This window comes from Pseudomonas sp. SWRI92, assembly GCF_014268685.1.
Taxonomy (GTDB): Bacteria; Pseudomonadota; Gammaproteobacteria; order Pseudomonadales; family Pseudomonadaceae; genus Aquipseudomonas; species Aquipseudomonas marvdashtae.
Genome location: NZ_JABWQY010000007.1, coordinates 234460 through 254825 on the forward strand (window position 1 = coordinate 234460; position 20366 = coordinate 254825).

The 20366-nt window shown below is 62.4% G+C and carries 18 protein-coding genes; 12 read left to right on the top strand and 6 right to left on the bottom strand.

Annotated elements, in window-relative coordinates; all coding sequences use genetic code 11:
• The first annotated feature begins 78 nt into the window (after positions 1 to 78).
• Positions 79 to 1455, top strand: coding sequence for a VOC family protein (locus HU762_RS14145; protein WP_186637872.1), 1377 nt, complete (start codon positions 79 to 81; stop codon positions 1453 to 1455).
• A gap of 296 nt (positions 1456 to 1751) precedes the next feature.
• Positions 1752 to 2270 carry an Hcp family type VI secretion system effector gene (locus HU762_RS14150; protein WP_186609502.1) on the top strand — a complete coding sequence of 173 codons (519 nt, stop codon included), beginning with the start codon at positions 1752 to 1754 and terminating at the stop codon, positions 2268 to 2270.
• Between the two features lie 175 nt (positions 2271 to 2445).
• Here HU762_RS14150 and HU762_RS14155 read toward each other — a convergent pair whose 3' ends face one another.
• The 6 genes from HU762_RS14155 to HU762_RS14180 form a co-directional block, all read right to left on the bottom strand.
• Positions 2446 to 2619, bottom strand: a complete 174-nt coding sequence (locus HU762_RS14155; protein ID WP_186637873.1) for a hypothetical protein — start codon at positions 2617 to 2619, stop codon at positions 2446 to 2448.
• Positions 2620 to 2649: 30 nt separating this feature from the next.
• Positions 2650 to 2892: a hypothetical protein gene (locus HU762_RS14160; protein WP_186637875.1), complete on the bottom strand. Its 243-nt coding sequence runs from the start codon at positions 2890 to 2892 to the stop codon at positions 2650 to 2652.
• A gap of 65 nt (positions 2893 to 2957) precedes the next feature.
• Positions 2958 to 4028 carry a lipocalin-like domain-containing protein gene (locus HU762_RS14165; protein WP_186637877.1) on the bottom strand — a complete coding sequence of 357 codons (1071 nt, stop codon included), beginning with the start codon at positions 4026 to 4028 and terminating at the stop codon, positions 2958 to 2960.
• Positions 4018 to 6486 (bottom strand): FtsX-like permease family protein, encoded by a 2469-nt coding sequence (locus HU762_RS14170; protein ID WP_186637879.1) that lies wholly within the window; start codon positions 6484 to 6486, stop codon positions 4018 to 4020. Before HU762_RS14170 ends, HU762_RS14165 begins: the two co-directional genes overlap by 11 nt.
• Positions 6486 to 7154, bottom strand: a complete 669-nt coding sequence (locus HU762_RS14175) for an ABC transporter ATP-binding protein (RefSeq protein WP_186637881.1) — start codon at positions 7152 to 7154, stop codon at positions 6486 to 6488. The genes HU762_RS14170 and HU762_RS14175 overlap by 1 nt, the downstream gene beginning before the upstream one ends.
• Before the next feature lie 117 nt (positions 7155 to 7271).
• Positions 7272 to 8966, bottom strand: a complete 1695-nt coding sequence (locus HU762_RS14180) for a sulfatase-like hydrolase/transferase (protein WP_186637883.1) — start codon at positions 8964 to 8966, stop codon at positions 7272 to 7274.
• Between the two features lie 377 nt (positions 8967 to 9343).
• On the opposite strand from HU762_RS14180, the gene HU762_RS14185 reads away from it, so the two are divergent.
• The 10 genes from HU762_RS14185 to HU762_RS14230 are packed head-to-tail and all read left to right on the top strand — an operon-like array spanning position 9344 to position 20366.
• Entirely contained in the window at positions 9344 to 10708 is a 1365-nt protein-coding gene (locus tag HU762_RS14185) for a UDP-glucose/GDP-mannose dehydrogenase family protein (protein ID WP_186637884.1), read from the top strand.
• A complete protein-coding gene (locus tag HU762_RS14190; protein WP_186637885.1) occupies positions 10705 to 11763 on the top strand; it encodes an NAD-dependent epimerase in 1059 nt (352 codons plus the stop codon). The genes HU762_RS14185 and HU762_RS14190 overlap by 4 nt, the downstream gene beginning before the upstream one ends.
• Entirely contained in the window at positions 11760 to 12506 is a 747-nt protein-coding gene (locus HU762_RS14195; RefSeq protein ID WP_186637886.1) for a sugar transferase, read from the top strand. The genes HU762_RS14190 and HU762_RS14195 overlap by 4 nt, the downstream gene beginning before the upstream one ends.
• Positions 12507 to 13151, top strand: a complete 645-nt coding sequence (locus tag HU762_RS14200; RefSeq protein ID WP_186637887.1) for a CpsD/CapB family tyrosine-protein kinase — start codon at positions 12507 to 12509, stop codon at positions 13149 to 13151. It abuts the gene before it with no gap.
• Between the two features lie 20 nt (positions 13152 to 13171).
• Positions 13172 to 14197, top strand: coding sequence for a polysaccharide biosynthesis/export family protein (locus tag HU762_RS14205; RefSeq protein ID WP_186637888.1), 1026 nt, complete (start codon positions 13172 to 13174; stop codon positions 14195 to 14197).
• Positions 14198 to 14212: 15 nt separating this feature from the next.
• Complete coding sequence (locus HU762_RS14210) at positions 14213 to 15805, top strand: Wzz/FepE/Etk N-terminal domain-containing protein (protein ID WP_186637889.1); 1593 nt, start codon at positions 14213 to 14215, stop codon at positions 15803 to 15805.
• Positions 15802 to 16905, top strand: a complete 1104-nt coding sequence (locus HU762_RS14215; protein ID WP_186637892.1) for a glycosyltransferase family 4 protein — start codon at positions 15802 to 15804, stop codon at positions 16903 to 16905. The genes HU762_RS14210 and HU762_RS14215 overlap by 4 nt, the downstream gene beginning before the upstream one ends.
• The gene (locus HU762_RS14220) at positions 16902 to 18272 is read left to right on the top strand and encodes an O-antigen ligase family protein (protein ID WP_186637895.1); all 1371 of its coding nucleotides are present in this window, start codon (positions 16902 to 16904) and stop codon (positions 18270 to 18272) included. Before HU762_RS14215 ends, HU762_RS14220 begins: the two co-directional genes overlap by 4 nt.
• On the top strand, positions 18269 to 19237 hold the full coding sequence (locus HU762_RS14225) for a glycosyltransferase (protein ID WP_186637898.1): 969 nt from the start codon (positions 18269 to 18271) through the stop codon (positions 19235 to 19237). Before HU762_RS14220 ends, HU762_RS14225 begins: the two co-directional genes overlap by 4 nt.
• The gene (locus HU762_RS14230) at positions 19230 to 20366 is read left to right on the top strand and encodes a glycosyltransferase family 2 protein (RefSeq protein WP_186637901.1); all 1137 of its coding nucleotides are present in this window, start codon (positions 19230 to 19232) and stop codon (positions 20364 to 20366) included. Before HU762_RS14225 ends, HU762_RS14230 begins: the two co-directional genes overlap by 8 nt.

Sequence of the window (20366 nt, forward strand, 5' to 3'; positions counted from 1 at the left end):
ATTCTTCGTTTGTCGGCGCTGGCGAAGGCTGCGATCTTTCGTCCAACTTTCCCACAGCCTTCGCCAGGAATTCTTACGATGAGCTTCGTCAGCCCCGACTTGATCCGCCAACGCTTCTCCAGGGCGATGTCCGACATGTACCGCGACGAGGTGCCGCTCTACGGCGCATTGATGAACCTGGTGGAGCACACCAACGCCCGGGTGCTGGCGGACGACCCGCTGCTGGCCGAACATCTACGCAATACCGGCGAACTGCAGCGCCTGGACCTGGAGCGCCACGGCGCCATCCGCGTCGGCACCGCCGCCGAACTGGCGACCCTGGGCCGCTTGTTCGCGGTCATGGGCATGCAGCCGGTGGGCTACTACGACCTCACGCCGGCCGGGGTGCCGGTGCATTCCACGGCGTTTCGCGCCGTGCATGAAACATCGCTGCAGATCAGCCCCTTCCGAGTGTTTACTTCGCTGTTGCGCCTGGAGCTGATCGAGAACACCGAACTTCGAGCCTTTGCCGAGTCGGTGCTGGCTAAACGGCAAATCTTCACCCCAAGCGCCCTGGAGCTCATCGACCTCGCCGAACGCCAGGGTGGCCTGACCGAACCCCAGGCTGAGGACTTCGTCCTACAGGCCTTGGAAACCTTTCGCTGGCACCACAGCGCCACCGTCACCGCCGAACAGTATCGACAGCTCAGCGCCCAGCACCGCCTGATCGCCGACGTGGTGGCGTTCAAGGGGCCCCATATCAATCATCTGACGCCGCGCACCCTGGACATCGACATTGTCCAGGACCAGATGCCGGTGCATGGCATCACGCCCAAAGCCGTGATCGAAGGACCGCCCCGTCGCCAGTGCCCGATCCTGCTGCGCCAGACCAGTTTCAAGGCGCTCGAGGAGCCCGTCGCGTTCACCGACCAGCCCGCGTCCCAAGGCAGCCATAGCGCACGGTTTGGCGAGATCGAACAACGTGGCGCCGCCCTTACCCCCAAGGGCCGCGCGCTCTACGACCAGTTGCTGAACGCCGCGCGCGATGCCCTCGGGGCGTTTCCCAACGAAGCCAATGCCGAACGCTACAACACGCTGATGGCTGAGCATTTCATCCAGTTCCCCGACAACCACGATGACCTGCGCCGGCAGGCACTGGCCTACTTCCGCTATTTCGTGACGCCGCTGGGGCTCGCCGCCAAAGGCACTATCGAACAGTCGGCCTCCCTGGAACACCTGCTGGAGCAGCAATACCTGCGCGCCGAACCCTTGGTCTACGAAGATTTCCTGCCGGTCAGCGCCGCCGGCATCTTCCAGTCGAACCTGGGTGACACAGCCCAGAGCCACTACGCCGGACAATCCAATCGACACGCGTTCGAAGCCGCGCTGGGACAAGCGACTATCGACGAGTTGGGGTTGTATGCCGAGACGCAACAGCGCTCCATCGGCGAATGCCTGCTTGCCTTGAAAGCGTAGGAAACGGCCGAAGGACGAAGGCGTAAGAAACTGCGCACCGGGTCATCAAAACTCCTCGGACTTTGCCGTTTTGCCCAGGCAATAAGGCCCCCGGTGCTGCTTGGGCAATGGATCGTCCTGCACGGCGCAGTCCGTTACGCATATTTACTGCTTCTGGCCTGATGCCTGAATCATAAATCTATGTAGGCTTTTGATTTTTCTAATATTTTTATAAATGGCATAGCTCTTGATAACGCTCAGCCGCCTCGAGGCGATTCGCGCCCCGGGCTTCAGTTATCCAGGAAGGAGAGCATCCATTGGCTACCCCCGCTTACATGTCCATCGAAGGTACCAAACAAGGCCTGATCACAGCCGGCGCATTTACCGCCGACTCGGTGGGTAATACCTACCAGGAAGGCCATGAAGACCAAGTCATGGTGCAGGGCTTCCAGCACCAGGTCACCATCCCCCGCGACCCTCAGTCCGGCCAGCCAACCGGCCAGCGCATACACAAGCCTTTGGTCATCACCAAGGTCTACGACAAAGCCTCGCCGCTGCTGCTCGCAGCCCTGACCAGCGGTGAGCGGCTGACCAAGGTTGAAATCCAGTGGTACCGCACCTCGGCGGCGGGCACCCAGGAGCACTACTACACCACCACCCTGGAGGACGCGATCATCGTCGACATGAAAGACTACATGCTCAATTGCCAGGATCCGGGCAACAGCCACTTCACCCATTTGGAGGACGTCCACTTCACCTACCGCAAGATCACCTGGACCCACGAAGTCAGTGGCACCTCAGGCTCCGATGACTGGCGCTCCCCGGTCGCGGGCTAAGCCATGCAGGTGTTCGCCCAGTGCGACGGCCTCGGCATTCCATGCGCTGGTAAAGAGCCAGGCACTGGGCGAACGGGGACAATGATAGTGGAGCTTCCACGGTATTTCCCCGAGCGCCGCTTAAATAATTATTCACAATACGTGGCGAGCCAACTTACCCGCTCACTGTAAAAACTTAATCGCGCCGCGCCGTTTTCTGCGCATCGGTTTCCTGCGCTTCGGCGTCGCCTTGCTGCTGTTTGCGCTTGGCCGGGTCGTTGGGCCGCAGCGCGTCGTTGTCACGTTCCACTTCGCCGGGCAAGGCCGGGGCGTCGGGGTTGTGTTGCGGTTGATCGGGGCTGGACTTCATCGTGAACTCCTTGGGTTGTCAGCCTTGGAATCAGGCATCAGGGTCTGCCACTTCCTGCGCGACGTTGGCATCCGGCGAGCGTTGGTGGAGTTCCTCGGCCTTGGCCTTGAGGTCTTGCCAACATTTCAGATCAATCGCCCCTTGGCCTAACAGATCATCGGCCAGGCGCACCAGCTCGGCGATATGAGCATCCGGCGACTGTTGAAAGTTAGTCTTGTCGTCGAACCGCCGCTGCCAGTCGGCCAGTGACGGAGGTTTGAGATCATCGCTCATGACGGGCTCCCGCGAGGCATTCATAAGGTATGAGGGGCGAGCTACGCGGGGAGTTCCGGCGATTGTCAATAGCCGGTCATTTCCAGATAGCCGTTGCCGCCATGGCTGCCGCTCAGTTGCACCGGCCCTTCCCAATAGGGAATGCGCAGGTCCATCCAGGCGTTGGGGTTGAGGGCTCGGGTGGTGATGTCGAGCTGTTTTCCGGGAATGCTGATGGACCAGCGCACCGGCATTGAACGGCCGGCGACCTCGACGGTGTCTTGTGGCGTGAGGCTGATTTCACCAGCGTTGAGGGTTGTCGCCTGGCCCTGGGCGTCAATCCACGTACCCGTGAGGTATGGCGCACCGTCCTTGTGCCGCATGCGGTAGAGCATGACGTGTTCGCCGGTGCCCAGGTGCAGGGAAAACCAGTCCCAGCCGGTCTGGTTCGCCGTCAACGGCTGGCTGCTCCACTCACGGTCAAGCCAGGCCGGGCCGCTGACCGTGTAGCGCTGGCCGTCGATTTCGAGTTCGCCGCTGGCCTGGAAAAACGGCTGGCTGTAGTAATACGAAGCCTGGCCCTGCTCGGATTTCTGGCTGAAACCCTGGTCGCCCTGTAACACCAGCGGGCGGCTTGAGGTCAGCCGCAGGTCGTAGCGAAAGCGCGCGTCAGCGGCCTCCAGTTGCATGTCCGCCAGCGGATCGGCCCCTGCGGCTTTCGTGCTGAACTGCCAGTCGTCGATCCAGGCATCGAAAGGCGTCGCCTGCACGCCGGCCTGCCCCACCCCGCCCCGGGCGTAGCGCTCGGCGGCGTGATGCGCGGTGGCGGACGTGACTGCGGCATGACCGAGCCAGATCGTCTGGTTGCGCCAGCCGCTGGCGGCGGGCGCGGCGTCCAGGGCGCTGCGAAACAGCGTCCATTGCACGCCAAAATCCCGGCCCTGGGCGTCCTTGAGGTTGGCGGTCACGTACCACCACTCGATGCGAAACCCCTCATGAACGCCGTGATCAGCCGGAAAACTGAAGACCCGCCCCGGCACCACCGGCGCGTAGGCGATGGCCGTATCCCCCAGCCCGGCGAAGCCTTTTTGTGTGGTTTGGGAGTCATCGCAGCCACTGAGCAGCGCCAACAGCAGCAGGCCGACTCTAATTTTCATGAGCGAAGGTCCTCAACAAATCCGCCGGTTGCGTGCGGTAAAGCGCATACAACGGCCAAGCCGACGCCAGCAGCGTGGCGAGCATGGCAAGGCCCAGCAGTTGCGCCAGTTGCAACGGGAATATCCGTAAAGGCAGTCGCCAGCCAAACGCCTGGACGTTGATGACCGCGTCCAGGCACCAGGCCAGGGCGATGCCCAACGGCAAGGCCAATACCAAGGTCAGCAATGCCAGCAACCAGGTCTGGCCGAGGTTGAGCAGCATCAGTTGCCGCCGCGTTATGCCCAACGCCCAAAGGGGCGCCAACTGGCTGAGACGGCTCTGGCTCTGGGTCAGCAGGCTGATGAACAGCGCCACCCCGGCCACCGCCAGGGTCAGGCTGTTCAGCGCGGCGGTGGCGGCAAAGGTGCGTTCGAATACCTGGGTCGACCAGCCCTTGAGCCGCGCCTGTTCGACAATGTGATTGTCGTCCAGATGGAATCGGGCCTGCAATGCCGCCAGTAACGAGGGGATCGCCGAGGGCTCGATGCGCAGGTTGAAACGATTCGGTGACAGTTCAGGCCAATGCGCCAACAGGTGTTGGGCGTTGACCAGCACATGCCCCTTGGGGTTGCCGTAGTCGGCGTAGATCCCAACGACGCGCGGCGACCAAGGCCCTTCCGGGGTCGGCAAAGTTACGGCATCGCCGACCCGTACATTCAGGCGCCGGGCCAGCTGTTCACTGAGCATCAGCGTGTCGCCGCCGGCCAGTTGCGACCAAGGTTGATCGCCAGCCGATTCGAGCAACGGCCAGTGCTGGCGATAGGTCGGATGATCAACCACCCCATACACATCGGTGGGCCAGCCCTGCAAAGGAATCGAGACCTGCCAGTTGGGCAGCACCGCGCCAACGACGGACTGTTGCTTGAGCCAGGCGTGCAGCTCGCCCGCCTGGGCCGGGGTTTGCGGGTTGATGTAAAGCTCGGCGCTCAAGCGTTGTTCGAGCCAGTCGCTGAAGGTCTGCCGGAACCCCGAGGTCATGCTGCCCGCGCCGATGTTGGCGGCCAGCGCCAGCAGCAGCGCCATCAACGCCAGGCTCAATGTCGGCAACTGTTGGCGGCAGTCGGCAAGAAACCATTGGCCCAGCACCGAACGGCTGCGGCGCAATAAAACGTTCAGCGCACCATTGAGCAACACCGGTAGCGCCAGCGCCGCGCCGAGCAACAAAGCCGTCATCAGGACAAAACCGCTGCCGAGGCTGTTACCCCACGTCAGCGCCGAAAGCGCAATCAGCGCCGCCAACATTGCCACCCAACCCTGGCGCCGCAGCCAACGTGCATGGGCCTGGTGCCAGGCCTGCGGGTTGGCCAGGGCCAACAAGGGCAAGCGCGCCGCACGCAACAAACTGTCGGCGCCGGCCAGCAACGCGCCGAGCAGGCCCAGGCCTACGCCACTGAGCCACCACCCTGGGCTGAGACTCAATTGCCCGGCCACTTCGGCGCCGTACAAACCACGCAGGCTGGCCGCGACATCGGGCAACAGCAGGCTCGCCAGCCAATAACCACTGAGCACCCCGGCGATCCCACCGAGCAAGGCCAGCATGCCCAGTTCGAAGGCCAGGCCAGTGACCAGCATGCGGGCACTGACGCCACAGGCGCGCAGGGTTCGCAGCAGACCGCGGCGCTGCTCCAGGGCCAGGCCGATGGCGGCATGAACGATGAACAGCCCCACCACGAACGACAGGAAACCGAGGGCGTCGAGATTGAGGTGAAAGCTTTCGGTCAGGCGCGACAGGTTGTTTTCTTCATCGGCGCGCTTGAATTGCAACCGTCCGTTGAGCGCCTCAGGCAAGACCGCGTTGAACGTGGCGGGCAGCAGCAACCGGGATAATTGGTCCGCCAGTCCCAAGGTTTGTTGGGCGTAACCGATGTCCATCAGCAGCATTCCCGGGGCCATGTCCGCCTGCACATGCAGCGGCGGCAGCAGTTGCCCCTCAACCGTCCGCGGGCGTGAGCCCTCGCTCAATCCCAACGCCTGCAACGTTTGCGCAGCGATCCAGGTACGACCGGGGTCGGTGAAAAACGCCACCACTTCGCTCATCTCGCGCGCCTGCCCCGCCACTGCCGTACCGGGAGGCAGCGACACCGGGTCGATGCCCATCAGTTGCAAGCGCTGGTCCTCATGGCCCTGGAGCGTCACTCGGGCCTGCAACACCGGCGACACCGGCCAGCCGTGGCGCCGCAGGTCGATAAACCATTGCTGGGTAAACGTACCGCCGCCGGGTGCGGTGAGGCTGGCCTGGGGTTCGCCGCCGATGAGCTGGCTGGCCCGGGCGTAGCTGTCGCGGGCCTGACTGTTCAGCGCCTGCACGCCGGTGAGCAGACTGGTGGCGAGCCAAAGCCCGGTCAACACACTGAAAAATTGCACCGGGTGCCGGCGCCAATGGCTGAGCAAGGCCTTGAGGGTTTGGCGAAAGATCATCACCCCTGGGCCACCTGCGCCAGGCGTCCGCCTTGCAACACCACGCGATGCGCCAGGCGCGCCGCCACCCGCTGGCTGTGCGTGACCATCAATAGACTGGTGGGCGTGCCGTCCAGCAGTTCCAGCAACAGTTGCAGCACCTCGTCGCTGGTGGCTTCGTCGAGGCTGCCGGTGGGTTCGTCGGCCAGCAGCAACGGCGGTCGGGAAGCCAGCGCCCGGCCCAAGGCCACCCGCTGCTGCTGCCCACCGGAAAGCTGCTCGGGATAGCGCCGCAACAGGTCTGCAAGGCCGAGCCGTTGCACCAGATGCGTTTGCCACTCGGCGTTGAAACGGCCGCACAGACGCGCCTGGAATGCAAGGTTGTCCTCCACCGACAAACTGCTGATCAGGTTGAACTGCTGGAACACCAGGCCGATTTCCGTGCGTCGCCAATTCGCCAATTGGTGTTCGCTCATGCCATCGAGGCGATATTCGCCGCTGCGAATGCTGCCCCGATCCACTTTGTCCAGCCCGGCGACCAAATGCAGCAAGGTGCTTTTGCCGCTACCTGATTCGCCCATCAGCGCCAGGCTGCTGCCGGGCGCCAGCGTCAGGTCGACGCCTTGCAGCACCGGCAGGGAGCCTTGGGGCGTGGCGTAGCTTTTGAAGACGTTACGGACCTCAAGCATGAAGATACTCGGCAAACCGACAGAGGCGTCAGGATAGCGGAGGTTGAGCGACGGCGAGAGTTCCATAAACATGTAGCTGCAAACCTGTTGCGACTGCCGTGCCTCAGGAACCGCCGATCACCGTCCCGCCGCCACCTCAGCCTTCGTTGGCCCCGGTGTAACGATGTTGCTCAGGTCGATGTGCTTCCACGCAGGCTTGGCTCCCAACCGCGCATTGAAGCGGTAGTTGAAGGTGAACTCGTCTTCAGTCGGTTGGCTGAGGGATTTTCCATAGCGGGCGACAATCCCCGCAGCATCGTAGCCCATCAATTGCAGCAACGTCGGGAAGACGTTGTAGTGGCTGGAGCGATCCTTGTTCTGCGCCCAGGCACCGGGCCAATCCAGCGTGTGCAATTGGCTGCCCTGGATCACCACCAACGGCACCAGCCCTTCCTCGTCCACCGGGTCACCACCGCAATGAGTGTTGAGCCCGGGGTTGCCACGTTCGTGCAGATCCTGGCCATGGTCGGAGGTATAGATCAACACGGCATGGCTCAAGTCGGCCTGGAGGACCCGGCGGAAAAACTCACCGACATTCCACAGCAAAGTGTTCTGGTAGGCATTGCGATACAGCAACCAGTCATCCTGCTGGCCGTTGAAACCCTCCCGGCTGCCGGTGTCGGACACGTCCTGAAATTGCCCTCGCGGCAAGGCCGGGCGATAGCTCATGAAGTCATCTGGGTATTTGTCGTGAACCGGGAAATGCGCTCCGACCTTGTTCACGATAACCAGTTCGGCCCGGTCGTTGCCCAGCAGCTCCACCAGTTTCGCCGCTGCCGCCATGTCACGGTCGCGCACCCGCGCCGCATCGAATTGGACGAACTCATCGATGTCCTGTTTTTCCAGTTTCGTCATCAGGTTCTGCAAGTTTCCACCGGTGCGCTGGGCATCGATATAGACCGTGCGCAACCCCGCATGGCGAGCGTATTGCCAGATCGACGGCTGCGTATTGTTGATGCGCATGTAGTCGGCGCGGGTGCCGCCATAACGCAGGGTAACGTTAGTGTCGGCGCTGCAATTGGCGACGGACGCCGCATAGCCATAATTGAAAATATCCACGCCGGGCGGCGGCGTCTTGAGCCCGCTGAGCACACCAGACGGCGTGTTGATATCGAGGTAATTGCCGCCGACGCTTTCATCGATTATTAGCACGATATCGTGGTCGATCGACGACGATTGCCGAGCCAGACTGACCGGTTCGCGGGGTCCGACGGTGTCGTACAAGGCTTCGTAGCCGAACAGATTCAGATAGGCGAGCGGCGTGTACATGACCGGCAGACCGCGTGCCCCCTCGCCCGCCCTTGCGAACAGCACCCCACTGAGCAACAGCACCCCAAGCAAGGGTGCGGCGATCGGTACATAACCGGGCAATGGCAAGCTACGCCGAGGCTTCAGGCCGATTCCCAACAGCAGCAACAAACCGCCCGCCGCCGCGCTGATGATTACGTCGCGATATTGATAGGCCGCCTCCTCGATGAACCCTCCCGAATAGACCAGCGACACGAACTGGCTATAGGTCAGGTAGCTGTCGGTGACCCGGGTATACACCTCAAAGAACACCGCCGAGACAAACATCGCCAAGGCAAACAGATGCCGCAGCAATGCCTGGCGAATGTACGCAGTCATCCACAACGCAATCACCAGCGCAACGAACATTGCGCCAAACAGCACCGTCGCAAAACCAAAACCCAGCGCCGCCAGACGCTCAAGGTAATAGTCATGCCCCCTGAACAAGTACAGCACCAGCAGCAGTTCCTTGAGGTATCGGGTCATGTCTTTCTCGGCGCAATCGCGGCGTGGAACGAGGTTTGTTTTCTGCACACTAGCAGCGGGTTTCCAAAGCGCAAGAAAGACGATGAACGATCGGACCGTCAAAAAAAAGTTAGCCCAAAAGTGACACCTTTGACGCTCGTAAAATATGAAAATCTATGGATATATACCGTTCATCGCTTACTTACACTTCGATTTAGCCCTTTAAAATCGGCGCTTTTCCAAGTCTGTCAATGACTTGATATCAAAAAGCCCTAATCCGTCGAGTTTGCCAACACTGACAACTGTCATTTTGCTGACACGCTTTTCTGAAGCTGCGCTATACCCCTCTAAACAGTTTCATCCGAGTTACATCAAACGGTTGACGAGGCGCGCCAAAAATGGACGTGAGCGTATTTGGTACGGGGTACGTTGGGCTGATTCAGGCGGCGGCACTGGCCGATGTCGGGCACCGTGTTCTGTGCGTCGACATCGACCCGAACAAGATCCGGCAACTGCAGCAAGCCGTGCCGCCGATCAGCGAGCCGGGGCTGTCCGGGCTGCTCGAAGACAACATCAAGACCGGGCGACTGTCGTTCAGTTGCCAGGCCAGCGATGCGGTCAATCACGGCGAGCTGATTTTCATCGCCGTCGGCACCCCCGCCGACGAAGACGGCTCGGCAGACCTGACCCATGTACTGGCAGTGACCCGGCAGATCGCCGATTTCATGGACAGCGACCGCACCTTGATCATCAAGTCGACGGTACCGGTGGGCACGGCCGACAAAGTCGCCGAATGCGCCCGCCAGGTGCTGGCTCGCCGGGGCCTGAAGCAGTTGAACGTGCGCGTGGTGTCCAACCCCGAATTTCTCAAGGAAGGCAGCGCCCTCGCCGATTGCATGCGTCCGGATCGGATCATCATTGGCACCGCCGATCCGCTGGCACGGGATCAGATGAGTGAGCTCTACGCGCCGTTCTGCCGCAACCACGAAAAACTGATGTTCATGGACAACCGCAGCGCGGAACTGACCAAGTACGCCGCCAACGCCATGCTCGCCACGCGCATCAGCTTCATGAACGAACTGGCCAACCTCACCGAGCGCCTGGGCGCCGACATCGAGGCCGTGCGCAAAGGTATCGGCTCCGATCCGCGCATCGGTTATCACTTCATCTACCCGGGCTGCGGCTTCGGCGGCTCGTGCTTTCCCAAGGACCTGCGCGCCTTGCTGCACACTGCCGAGCAAAGCGGTATGCCGCTGCGCCTGCTGCGCAGCGTCACCGATGTGAACGACAGCCAACGGCACATCCTTTTCGAAAAATTGACCCAGCAGTTCCCGGACGGACTGGCCGGCAAATCCATTGCCATTTGGGGCCTGGCTTTCAAGCCCAACACCGACGACATGCGCGAAGCTCCCAGCCGCTATCTCATGGAAGCACTGTGGCGCGAAGGCGCACGCGTCCACGCCTACGATCCGGAGGCCATGTCCGAATGTCGGCGCCTCTATGGCTATCGCAAAGACCTGAACCTGTGCGCCACCCGCGACGACACCCTGGAGGACGCCGACGCGCTGGTGATCTGTACCGAGTGGAAGAATTTTCGCGTGGTGGATTTCGACCTGCTGGCCAGTAAGCTGCGCGCCCGAGTCATCATTGATGGCCGCAACCTGTACAACCCGGAACACCTGGCCGCCGCCGGGCTGTTGTATCGCGGCATCGGCTTGCGGCACACCGTGCCCAGCACGCTCGGCCAGGGGCCACAGGCATGAACGTGCTGGTGACCGGCGCGGCCGGCTTCATCGGAGCCCATTGCGTGCTGCGACTGCTGCGCGACGGCCATGATGTGTGCGGCCTGGACAACTTCAACGACTACTACGACCCGCAGCTCAAGCACGACCGCGTGGCGTGGGTGAAAGCCCAGGCCGGCGAGTTCCCCTTGGCGCGCATTGACCTGACCGACGCGGCGTCGATCGATGAGTTGTTCCAGTCCCATCGCCCGGACGTGGTGATTCACCTCGCCGCCCAGGCCGGCGTGCGCTATTCGCTGCACAACCCCCATGCCTATGTCGACAGCAATCTCACCGGGTTCCTGAACATTCTGGAAAGTTGCCGCCGTCACCCGGTCAAGCACCTGATCTACGCCTCTTCCAGTTCGGTGTACGGCGCCAACCCGCGCACTCCGTATTCGGTCCAGGACGGCGTGGATCATCCATTGTCGCTGTACGCGGCGACCAAAAAAGCCAATGAGCTGATGGCCCACAGCTACAGCCACCTGTTCGGCATCCCGTGCACCGGCCTGCGCTTTTTCACCGTGTACGGTCCCTGGGGCCGGCCGGACATGTCGCCGATCCAGTTCGCCAAAGCCATCGCCGAAGAACAGGTGCTGCAACTGTTCAACCATGGCGAACACGAACGCGACTTCACCTACATCGACGACATCATCGAGAGCATCGCCCGGCTGCTCGAACGCGCGCCCTACCCGACCGTGCACCGGGATCGCGAACAACCGGACCCGGCCAGCAGCCTGGCGCCGTGGCGCATCTACAACATCGGCGGGCAGCACCCGGTGGCGCTGCGCAGCTACGTGGCGCTGTTGGAAAAGCACCTGGGTCGCGCCGCCCGGATCGAGCTGCTGCCCCTGCAACCAGGCGACGTGCTCAACACCTGCGCCGATGCCAGCGACCTGGCCCGGGCCACCGGTTTCCAGCCTTGCGTCGAACTCGAAGACGGGCTCGGACGCTTCGTTGACTGGTTCCTCGATTACTACCCACAACAACCCGCCCACGTGCTGGGTGCGGCAGAACTTCAGCGGAGGCGTCTATGACCCGACATGAGCAACAGATACCTATCAGCGCCTCCGGACGCGACAAGCGTGTCGACCCCGAGCACCGCAGGCGCCTGGACGCGGCCATCCATCGCCAAGGGCGTGGCTGGTTGACCGGTCGCGACAGCGGTCGGCCCTGGACCGTCTCGCGCACCAACCGCGTGGTGGCCTGCCTGGGCGCATTGGCGATCCTGGTGCTGCTGTGCCCGCTGTTGCTGGGCCTGGCATTGCTGGTGAAATTCTCCAGCCCCGGGCCGGTGTTGTTCGTGCAGAAACGCACCGGTTACCGCGGTCGCGTCTTCGGCATGTACAAGTTCCGCACCATGGTCGCCGAAGCCGAGGCGTTGAAAGAGTCGCTGCGCCACCTCAACAAACACGGCGCCGACGCCATCGATTTCAAGATCGATAACGACCCGCGCATCACCCCTATTGGCCGGTTCCTGCGACGCAGCAGCCTCGACGAACTGCCGAACCTGATCAACGTGGTGATCGGCGACATGCGCCTGGTGGGCCCCCGCCCGACCTCGTTCAACGCCTACCGCTACAAGGACAGCCATCTCGTGCGCCTGAGCATCTACCCCGGCATGACCGGCCTTTGGCAGATCTCCGGGCGCAGCAATATCGACTTCGATCAGCGCGTGGAACTGGACCTCAGCTATATCGCCGAGCAGAGCCTGTTGCTGGATTTGAAGATCCTGATGATCACCCCCTTCAAAGTCTTCAGCGGCCACGGAGCGAGTTAAATGGACGGTTCGACGAATATCCTGACCATAGCAAGCCCGAGCGAGACCAACCTGACCTCGACCGTGCTCGACCCGGATCTGCGGATCCTTCTTCTGACAGCCGCCAATACCGGCACCGGCACCAGCACCAGCGCCATGGCACTGGCCGCGCAACTGGCGCAAATGAGCAGCGGCCGCGTGCTGCTGGTCGACGCCAGCCAATCGCCGCGCAACCTCAGCCAGCAACTGTCGCTGCAAAAAGAGCGCGGCTTCAGCGACCTGCTCTTCAACAGCCTTACCCCGCCGTTGTTGCAGGACTGCGTGGTGCGGGTTTCCAGCCTGCCCTTCGACCTGCTGCCCAACGGCCGCCTGGGACACAACGCCGAACGCCTGACACCCGAGCGACTGCGCCCACTGTTCAGGCAACTGGCGGCGCAGTACCGCTTCGTGGTGATCGACGCCGACGCCGTGTATTCGGCCAGCGACACGCTGGTGCTCAGCACCCAGGTGGACGGCGTGGTGTTGGTGGTGCGCGGCGAAGACACGCGCTGGGAAGTGGCCCAGGCCGCCCGCCAGCGCTTGTCCCAAGCCGGCGCGAAAGTGGTCGGCAGCGTCTTCAACCGCCGCAAGTACTACATGCCCAAGTGGCTCTACAACAACCTGTAAGCCTGCAAAAGGATGACGAGATGAACGCCAGACTGCTTGTCCTGCTGTTGCTGCCGCTTGCCGGTTGCTCCAGCACCACCGATACCCGCTCGATGCCGGTGCATATTCTCACGGCCGCGCCGGCGAACGCCCAGGCCACCGATATGCCCAGGGTCGAACAGACCCTGAGGCCCCAGGACGTGCTGGATGTGATTTTTCACATCGACACCACCTCTTCCCAGGCTTACCGCGTGCAGCCAGGCGACCAGATTGCCTTGAACTTCACCGCCGCCAGCCAACTCAACGGCACGCAACAGGTGATGCCCGACGGCAGTATCGAACTGCCGGGCGCCAACACCTCGGTGAAAGTCTCCGGCCTGACCACCGACGAAGCGCGCCTGGCGGTGCAGCGGGCCTATGACCAGAAAATGCTGTTCCAGCCCAATCGCAACCAATTGACCGTATTGGTGACCAGCCCCCTGGCCGGCGAAACGGCACTCAGGAACACCTTGACCCACCCGAGCACCGGTATGAGCCGGGAAATCATCGTGGGCCGCGATGGCTACGCAAGCTTCCCGGAAATCGGCGCGGTGCCGTTGCAAGGCATGACCGTCACCCAGTTGGAAACCTTCCTCAACGAGCGCTATGCCCAGCTGCCCGGCCACATGACTGTGGACGTGTTGCTCAAGTCCACTGCCGGCAACGAGATCTACGTCCTGGGCGAAGTAGCGCAACCCGGTTCCTATCCGATCCGCCGGCCGATCTCGGTACTCGAGGCCCTGACCCTCGCCCGTGGCACCAACGTCAAGGCCAGGCTCGACTCGGTGGTGATCATGCGCCGCAACGGCAATCAGGTTGAAGCCCGCCACTATGACGTGGAGAAGGCCCTGAGCGGAGACGCTTCGCAGATCGCCTACCTGCAACCGGAAGACATGCTGTTCGTGCCCAAGACCGGCCTGGCCAAAGCCGGCGAAATGGCCCGGCAACTGGCCGACGTAGTGCTCTTCCAGGGCATTGGCGTCAGCTTCGGCTACGACCTCGACAACTCAAGCAGCGATAGCAACTGACCCAGGTGACCGATCATGAACCCCAAGGAAAACTATCTGCACGAGTTCTTCAGGATCTTCTTCGCCAACAAGCAGTGGGTGAAGCGCGTCTTCCTGATTTTCGCCGTGATCGCCCTGGTGCTGCCGTTGATGCTCAAGCAGAGCTTCGATATCACCGCCCAAGTGATCGTCCAGTCGAAAAAGCTCTCCCAAGGCGACGCCACGACTTCGCTGAACCAGGAAAGCGCGACGTTCGTTCCACCGTCCTTGGCGGACATGGAAACCGAGACCAACATCCTGCGCTCGCCGGCGTTGATTCGCGAAACCATCCAGACCCTGCGCGACCAGGGTGAATACACCCCAAGCCCGGGTGCCCTCAACAAGTGGGTGAGCGAACCGCTCAAGCGCTACATCACCCAGCCATTGCGTGAGTACGTCATCAACCCGCTGCGCGACGGCCTGGGGCTTGAGGTCGATCCGGTACGCGACACCGTGCTGGATACGCTGACCGACGAGGCCATCGAAAACCTCAAGATCGAGACCCTGCCCGGCTCCAACGTCATCTCCATCGTCTACAGCTTCGGCGACCCGGCCCAGGGCACCCGGTTCGTGGCGCAATTGCTGCAGAACTACCTCACCGGTCGGCAGGACCTGCAATCGATCGAATTGCCCCAGACGTTCTACGAGCAGAAAAAAGTCCAGTACCAGACCCGCCTTGACGGCTTGGAGGGCAACCGCCTGACGCTGCTTGAAGGCGTCGGCTCTTCCGATCCCAAGGAAGAAATCACTTTCCGCTTGAATGCGATCAACACCGAAGAGCAAGCCCTGAACCAGTACCAGGATCGCCTGCTGCAAGGCCAACGCTGGCTGGATTACCTCAAGACCGCCCTGGCGGCGGCGAACAGCTCGCGATTCAACGACTACACCTTCCCGTTCACCTTCACCACCACCGTGGATAACGTTGCCTTCGACGATCGGGAAATCAGGCAAATGGGCGAGCAATTGACCAGCCAGGTCGGCCGCTACATGAACGATCTGGCGATCTTCCAGCCCAGCAGCGAACCGATGTTGCTAGCCCGCGAACAGATCATGCGCACCCGCCAGCAATTCCTCAAAGTGGTGAACAACCGCATCCAGGAACGCACCACCGACCTGGCGGTGGTGAGTTCGGTGATCAATCAGAAAGTCGAACGTATCGCCACCTTCAAGGAGCGCATCCACCAGTTGCAGGAAACCCAGAGCAAGCTGCGGCAGATGGACACCGAGATCAACGCGCTGCATGCGGCATTCTCCACCTATGCCCAGCGGTTCGCCGAAGCCAGCTCTGCTCGTTCGCTGGACAACGACCTGTCCAACGCCCGAGTCTTGAGCCCGCCATTCGAACCCACCGCGGCGGCGTTTCCCAAGCCGGTGCTGATCATCGCGTTCGGCTTGTTCAGCGGCCTGTTGTTGGCGATCGCCCTGGTCTATGTACGTGAGTTCTTCGACCATCGCTTCAAGCATCCGGCGCAAATCGGCCACCAATTGGATCTACCGGTGCTGCTGGTGATCAACGAGCAGTCGCCCGAGCAACTCAACCCGCATCGCAACTGGAGCCTGCCCAGCCTTGTCCATTGGGTGAAAAATTGAACGCGCCGTTCAGCCCGTCCCACCGCAGCCTCCCCCTGTCGATCATTCATCTGCTCGGCAGCGGTGGCTTCTATGGGGCCGAGCGGATGCTGTTCGATCATTGCCTGGCCACGCCCGGACAACACCAAGTGTTGTTCCTGGCGGCGCCGCCGACCTTGATCACGCGGTTCCGCCAGGCCGGGATCGACTGTCACCACTGCGCCAGTTGGCCCGAACTGTTGCAGCATCTGCGGCAACGGCGCGCCGAGCGCCCGCTGATCAATACGCACAACTTCAAGGGCCTGTTGTTCGGCTGGGCCGCGGCGACCCTGTTGCGCCTGCCGCTGGTGATCACGCAGCACGGCTTTACACCACACAGCCCCAAGCAGCGGTTCTATACGTGGTTGAGTCTGCAACTGTGCCGCACCGCGCCGGTCAAGCGAGTGGTGTGCGTGGCTGAAAGCATCGCGGCGCAGCACCGCCAGGCCAGCGTGAGCGCGGAAAAGCTCGATGTGATCCCCAACGGACTGCCGGCCGTCACAACGCCGCTGCTTCATCGCGACGACAGGCAACGCTGGCGGGTCGGCTACGTCGGCCGATTGAGCAGCGAGAAAGGCCCGGACCTGTTCCTCGACGCGATGATCCCGCTGTGCCAGCGGCATGCGGCGCTGCACGCGGTCATGCTCGGCGACGGCCCGGAACGCCAGCCGTTACTCAAGCGCATCGCCGAGGCAGGGCTGCCCACGCGCATCGAATTGCCCGGTTACCAGACGGACATGAACGAGTGGTGGAGCCGACTCGATGCTCTGGTGATCAGTTCACGCACCGAAGGCACGCCGATGATCCTGCTCGAAGCCATGCAGGCCGGCGTGCCCGTGGTGGCGTTCGGCGTCGGCGGCATTCCCGATGTCCTGCAGGACCGTCATAACGGCCTGCTCGCCACGCCGGCCGACAGCGAGGAGCTGGCACGCCAGATCGAAACGCTGTTCAGCGAACCGCCCCTGGCGCAGATCCTCGCCGACAACGCACGCCGCACCCAACGCGACCGCTACGACCTGCGCACGCTGGCCGAACGCTGGTCGCAACTCTATATCCGCACCGCGGGGGAGGCTCGGCCATGATTGTCCCGCTCTCGATCGTCAGTCTGCTGGGGCTGGTGTGCCTGGCATTGCTGGCCAGTCCTTATCCGTTTCTCGCACCGGGCGCGGTGCTTGGGCTGGTGGGCGTCGCCATGCTGTACCGCAAGCCCGGCTGGGGCTTGCTGGGCATTGCCGCCCTGCTGCCGCTCGAAGGCCTGTTCAAGGACAACGCGTTTTCCGGCAGCAAATTCCTCGGCGTGGCGCTGATCCTGATCCTGATGTTGCAGTTGGCCTTGCACCAGATCCCTGCGACGCGCCTGCGTAGCAACATCTGGAAACCGTTGCTCGGCTTCATGGTGTTGTATGGCTTGAGCCTGTTGACCTCGGAAAACATGGGCCTGTCCCTGACCAGTCTGCGTGAACTCGCAGTAGGGCTGATCCTGTTCGTGATTACCTTGTTGATCGGTCGCGAGCTGAACCTGGAGATGTTCGCCCGGCTGATGACCGTGAGCGTCGCCGCGACCTGCGTGCTCGCGATATTTTCAGCCAAATACCAGGAACAGGGCCGCGCCTTGGGTTTGCTGGAAGACCCGAACGGCTTTGCGCTGTTGATTGCGTTTACCGTACCGCTGGCATTGTTGTTGACCCTACGCAGCCAGAAACTGCTGCACCGGTTGTTCTGGGGTGGCGGGGTCATGCTGTTGCTGGGGGGGATGACCAAGACCGAGTCGCGTTCAGGACTGGTCGTGCTGTTGCTGACCCTGATGATCGGGTTGTATCACTATCGGGCGCAGCTCCCACGCGTGCGTCCTCGGCACCTGGGGTTCGCGATGCTCGGCCTGGCACTCATGGTGCCGGCGGCAGTCACCTTGATGCCTGCCAGCTACGTGGCGCGCATCCAGTCCTTGAGCATCCTCAGCTCCGGCACCAACGACCACAAGGACGGCTCCTTGGGTCGCCGCGCCTCGTACATTGTGGTGGGCAGCCAGATGATCCGCGAGAAGCCGATACTCGGTTCAGGCCCCGGGACGTTTCCGGAGCACTATGCCCCCACCGGCTACGCCAAGGCGTTCTCGGCCAATCGCAAACGGGGCGATCTTTACCGCCAGGCCCATAACACCTACCTGGAAATATTCAGCGAAATCGGCATACCAGGCGGCCTGATGTTTGTCGGCATGATTGGGCTGGGCCTCTACAACCTGATGCGCACGCGCCAACTCTGGCTTCAGCGCCGGGAATGGGCCCAGGCGGACCTGCTGACGCACCTGGGCATGAGTTTCCTGTCGCTGGCGTTGTTCCTGATGTTCCTCAGCGCGCCGAACCACAAGCTGCTGTGGATCATGCTCGCCTTGACCAGCATATTGCGCCACGACGCCGAACAGGTCGCGCCGCAGGAGGCCCGTTCATGAGCCGCATCAGTATCGTCATTCCGATGTACAACGAGGCCCGGCACATCGGCCGCACGCTGCTTGCCGCACAACGCGCCGCCAATGCCGCCGGTCTTGCGTGCGAGTTGATCGTGGTCGACAACGGCTCGCAGGATCAGGGTCCGGAGATTGCCCGGCAGTTCGGTGCGCAGGTGCTGGTGGTTCCAGGCGTGCTGATCGGTGCCCTGCGCAATCGCGGCGCACAGGTTGCCAGCGGTGAATGGCTGGCCTTCATCGACGCGGACATCGAAATGCCCGAGGACTGGCTGACGCATTTGCTGGAGTTGGAGACCGCAGACATCGCCGACGTATTCGGCCTGGACCTGTACACCCCCGCGCAGGCGCCCTGGTACGCCACGGCCTGGCATCGGCGGACCTCGCTCCCCTTGCGACATACCATGCAGCGCGTGGATTGGCTGCCCACCGCCAACCTGCTGATGCGCCGCCAATGGTTCGACAGGGCCGGCGGGTTCAACGAGACGCTGCGCACCGGTGAGGACAAGGACTTGACCCTGCGCCTGACGGCCAAGGGCGCACGGTTACTGTCGGTCAATGAATACACCGCCCTGCACTGGGGCTACGAAATGAACTGGCGCGAGTGGATGGGCAAGGAACTGTGGCGCCAGGGCAGCCTGGTGCAATTGCTGCGTACCAACGGCTTGAGCCTGCGCCTGTTGCGCTTCCCGATGTTGGCTGTGCTTGTCTGGCTGCTGGACTTGCTGGCGATCTTCGCGCTGGTCACTGGCGCGCCTCAACATGCACTCATGATGGGGCTGTTGACGACCGTGCCGGGGTTGGCGCTGAGCTGGCACCAGAGCCACAAGCACCGTAACCCGTGGCTGACCCTGCAACTCTGGGGCCTGCACTGGGTGCGCCTGCACCTGGCCGGCGCCGCGCTCGTCCTCAGTCTTTGTCATTGGAAAGCAAGGAGACCCGCCCGTGGCTGAGTTCATTTTCTGGTTGTGCCTGTTACTGCCGGTATACGCCTACCTGGGCTACCCGTTGCTGCTGACACTTGCCGGGCCATTTTTTCCCAGGTTCAGGCCTGAGCCCCTGCCTGCGCAACGGGTCAGTGTGATCGTTGCCGCGCACAACGAACAACGGCATATCGAGAACAAACTGCGCAATCTGCTGGCCCAGGACTATCAGGCCGCCAGCCTGCAGATCGTTGTCGCCAGCGACGGCTCCACCGATCAGACCGTGGCCCTGGCGCGCAGCTTCGAGGACCCGCACATCGAGGTGCTCGACCTGCCGCGCCAAGGCAAGAACAGCGTGCTCAACGCCGCGGTCAGTCATTGCACGGGCGACATCCTGGTGTTTACCGATGCTGATGTTCACTGGCTCGACGGCACGCTTGACCGCCTGCTGGCGCCGTTTGCCGATCCTGAAGTCGGCGGAACTGTCGGCAATATGAACATTCCCGTCCCGGGCTCAGGCCTGAGCGTGGGCGAAAGCTTGTACCGCCACTATGAAGCCTGGCTGCGCCGGGTGGAAAGTCGCGCCGGTTGCACGGTCTCGGCCGACGGTGCGCTGCAGGCGCTGCGCCGTGAGCTGTACCAACCGATTCCAGCCCTGGTCAACGACGACTTTTTTATCAACACCTGCGCACCGGTCACCGGCAAACGCGTCGTCTATGTCGACGACGCCAAGGTGCTCGATCAAGGCGTGGACGAGGCCGGTCGACAATTCAGCCGCCGCCAGCGCGTCACCGTCGGCGGCCTGATCAGTCTGGCGGCCCGACGTGAACTACTCAACCCGCTGTGCCATGGCCTGTACGCCATCGCGTTGATCAGCCACAAACTGATCCGCCGGTTGGCGCCGGTGCTGTTGCTGCCCCTGCTGGTGGCCAACCTCTGGCTGCTCGATGAGCAAGGTTTCTATCGCCTGGCCCTGTCTGCCCAGCTACTGGGCTACGCCTTCGCCGTGGCCGGCCTGCTGGATGTGCATCATCGTTTGCCCAGACCGTTTCGCCTCGCCGCGTTCGTGTTGGTGACCCTGGCCGGCATGGTCGCCGGCCTGTGGCAGTTCGTGCGCGGGCACAGCTACAACCAATGGAATCCCGATCAGACTCGATGA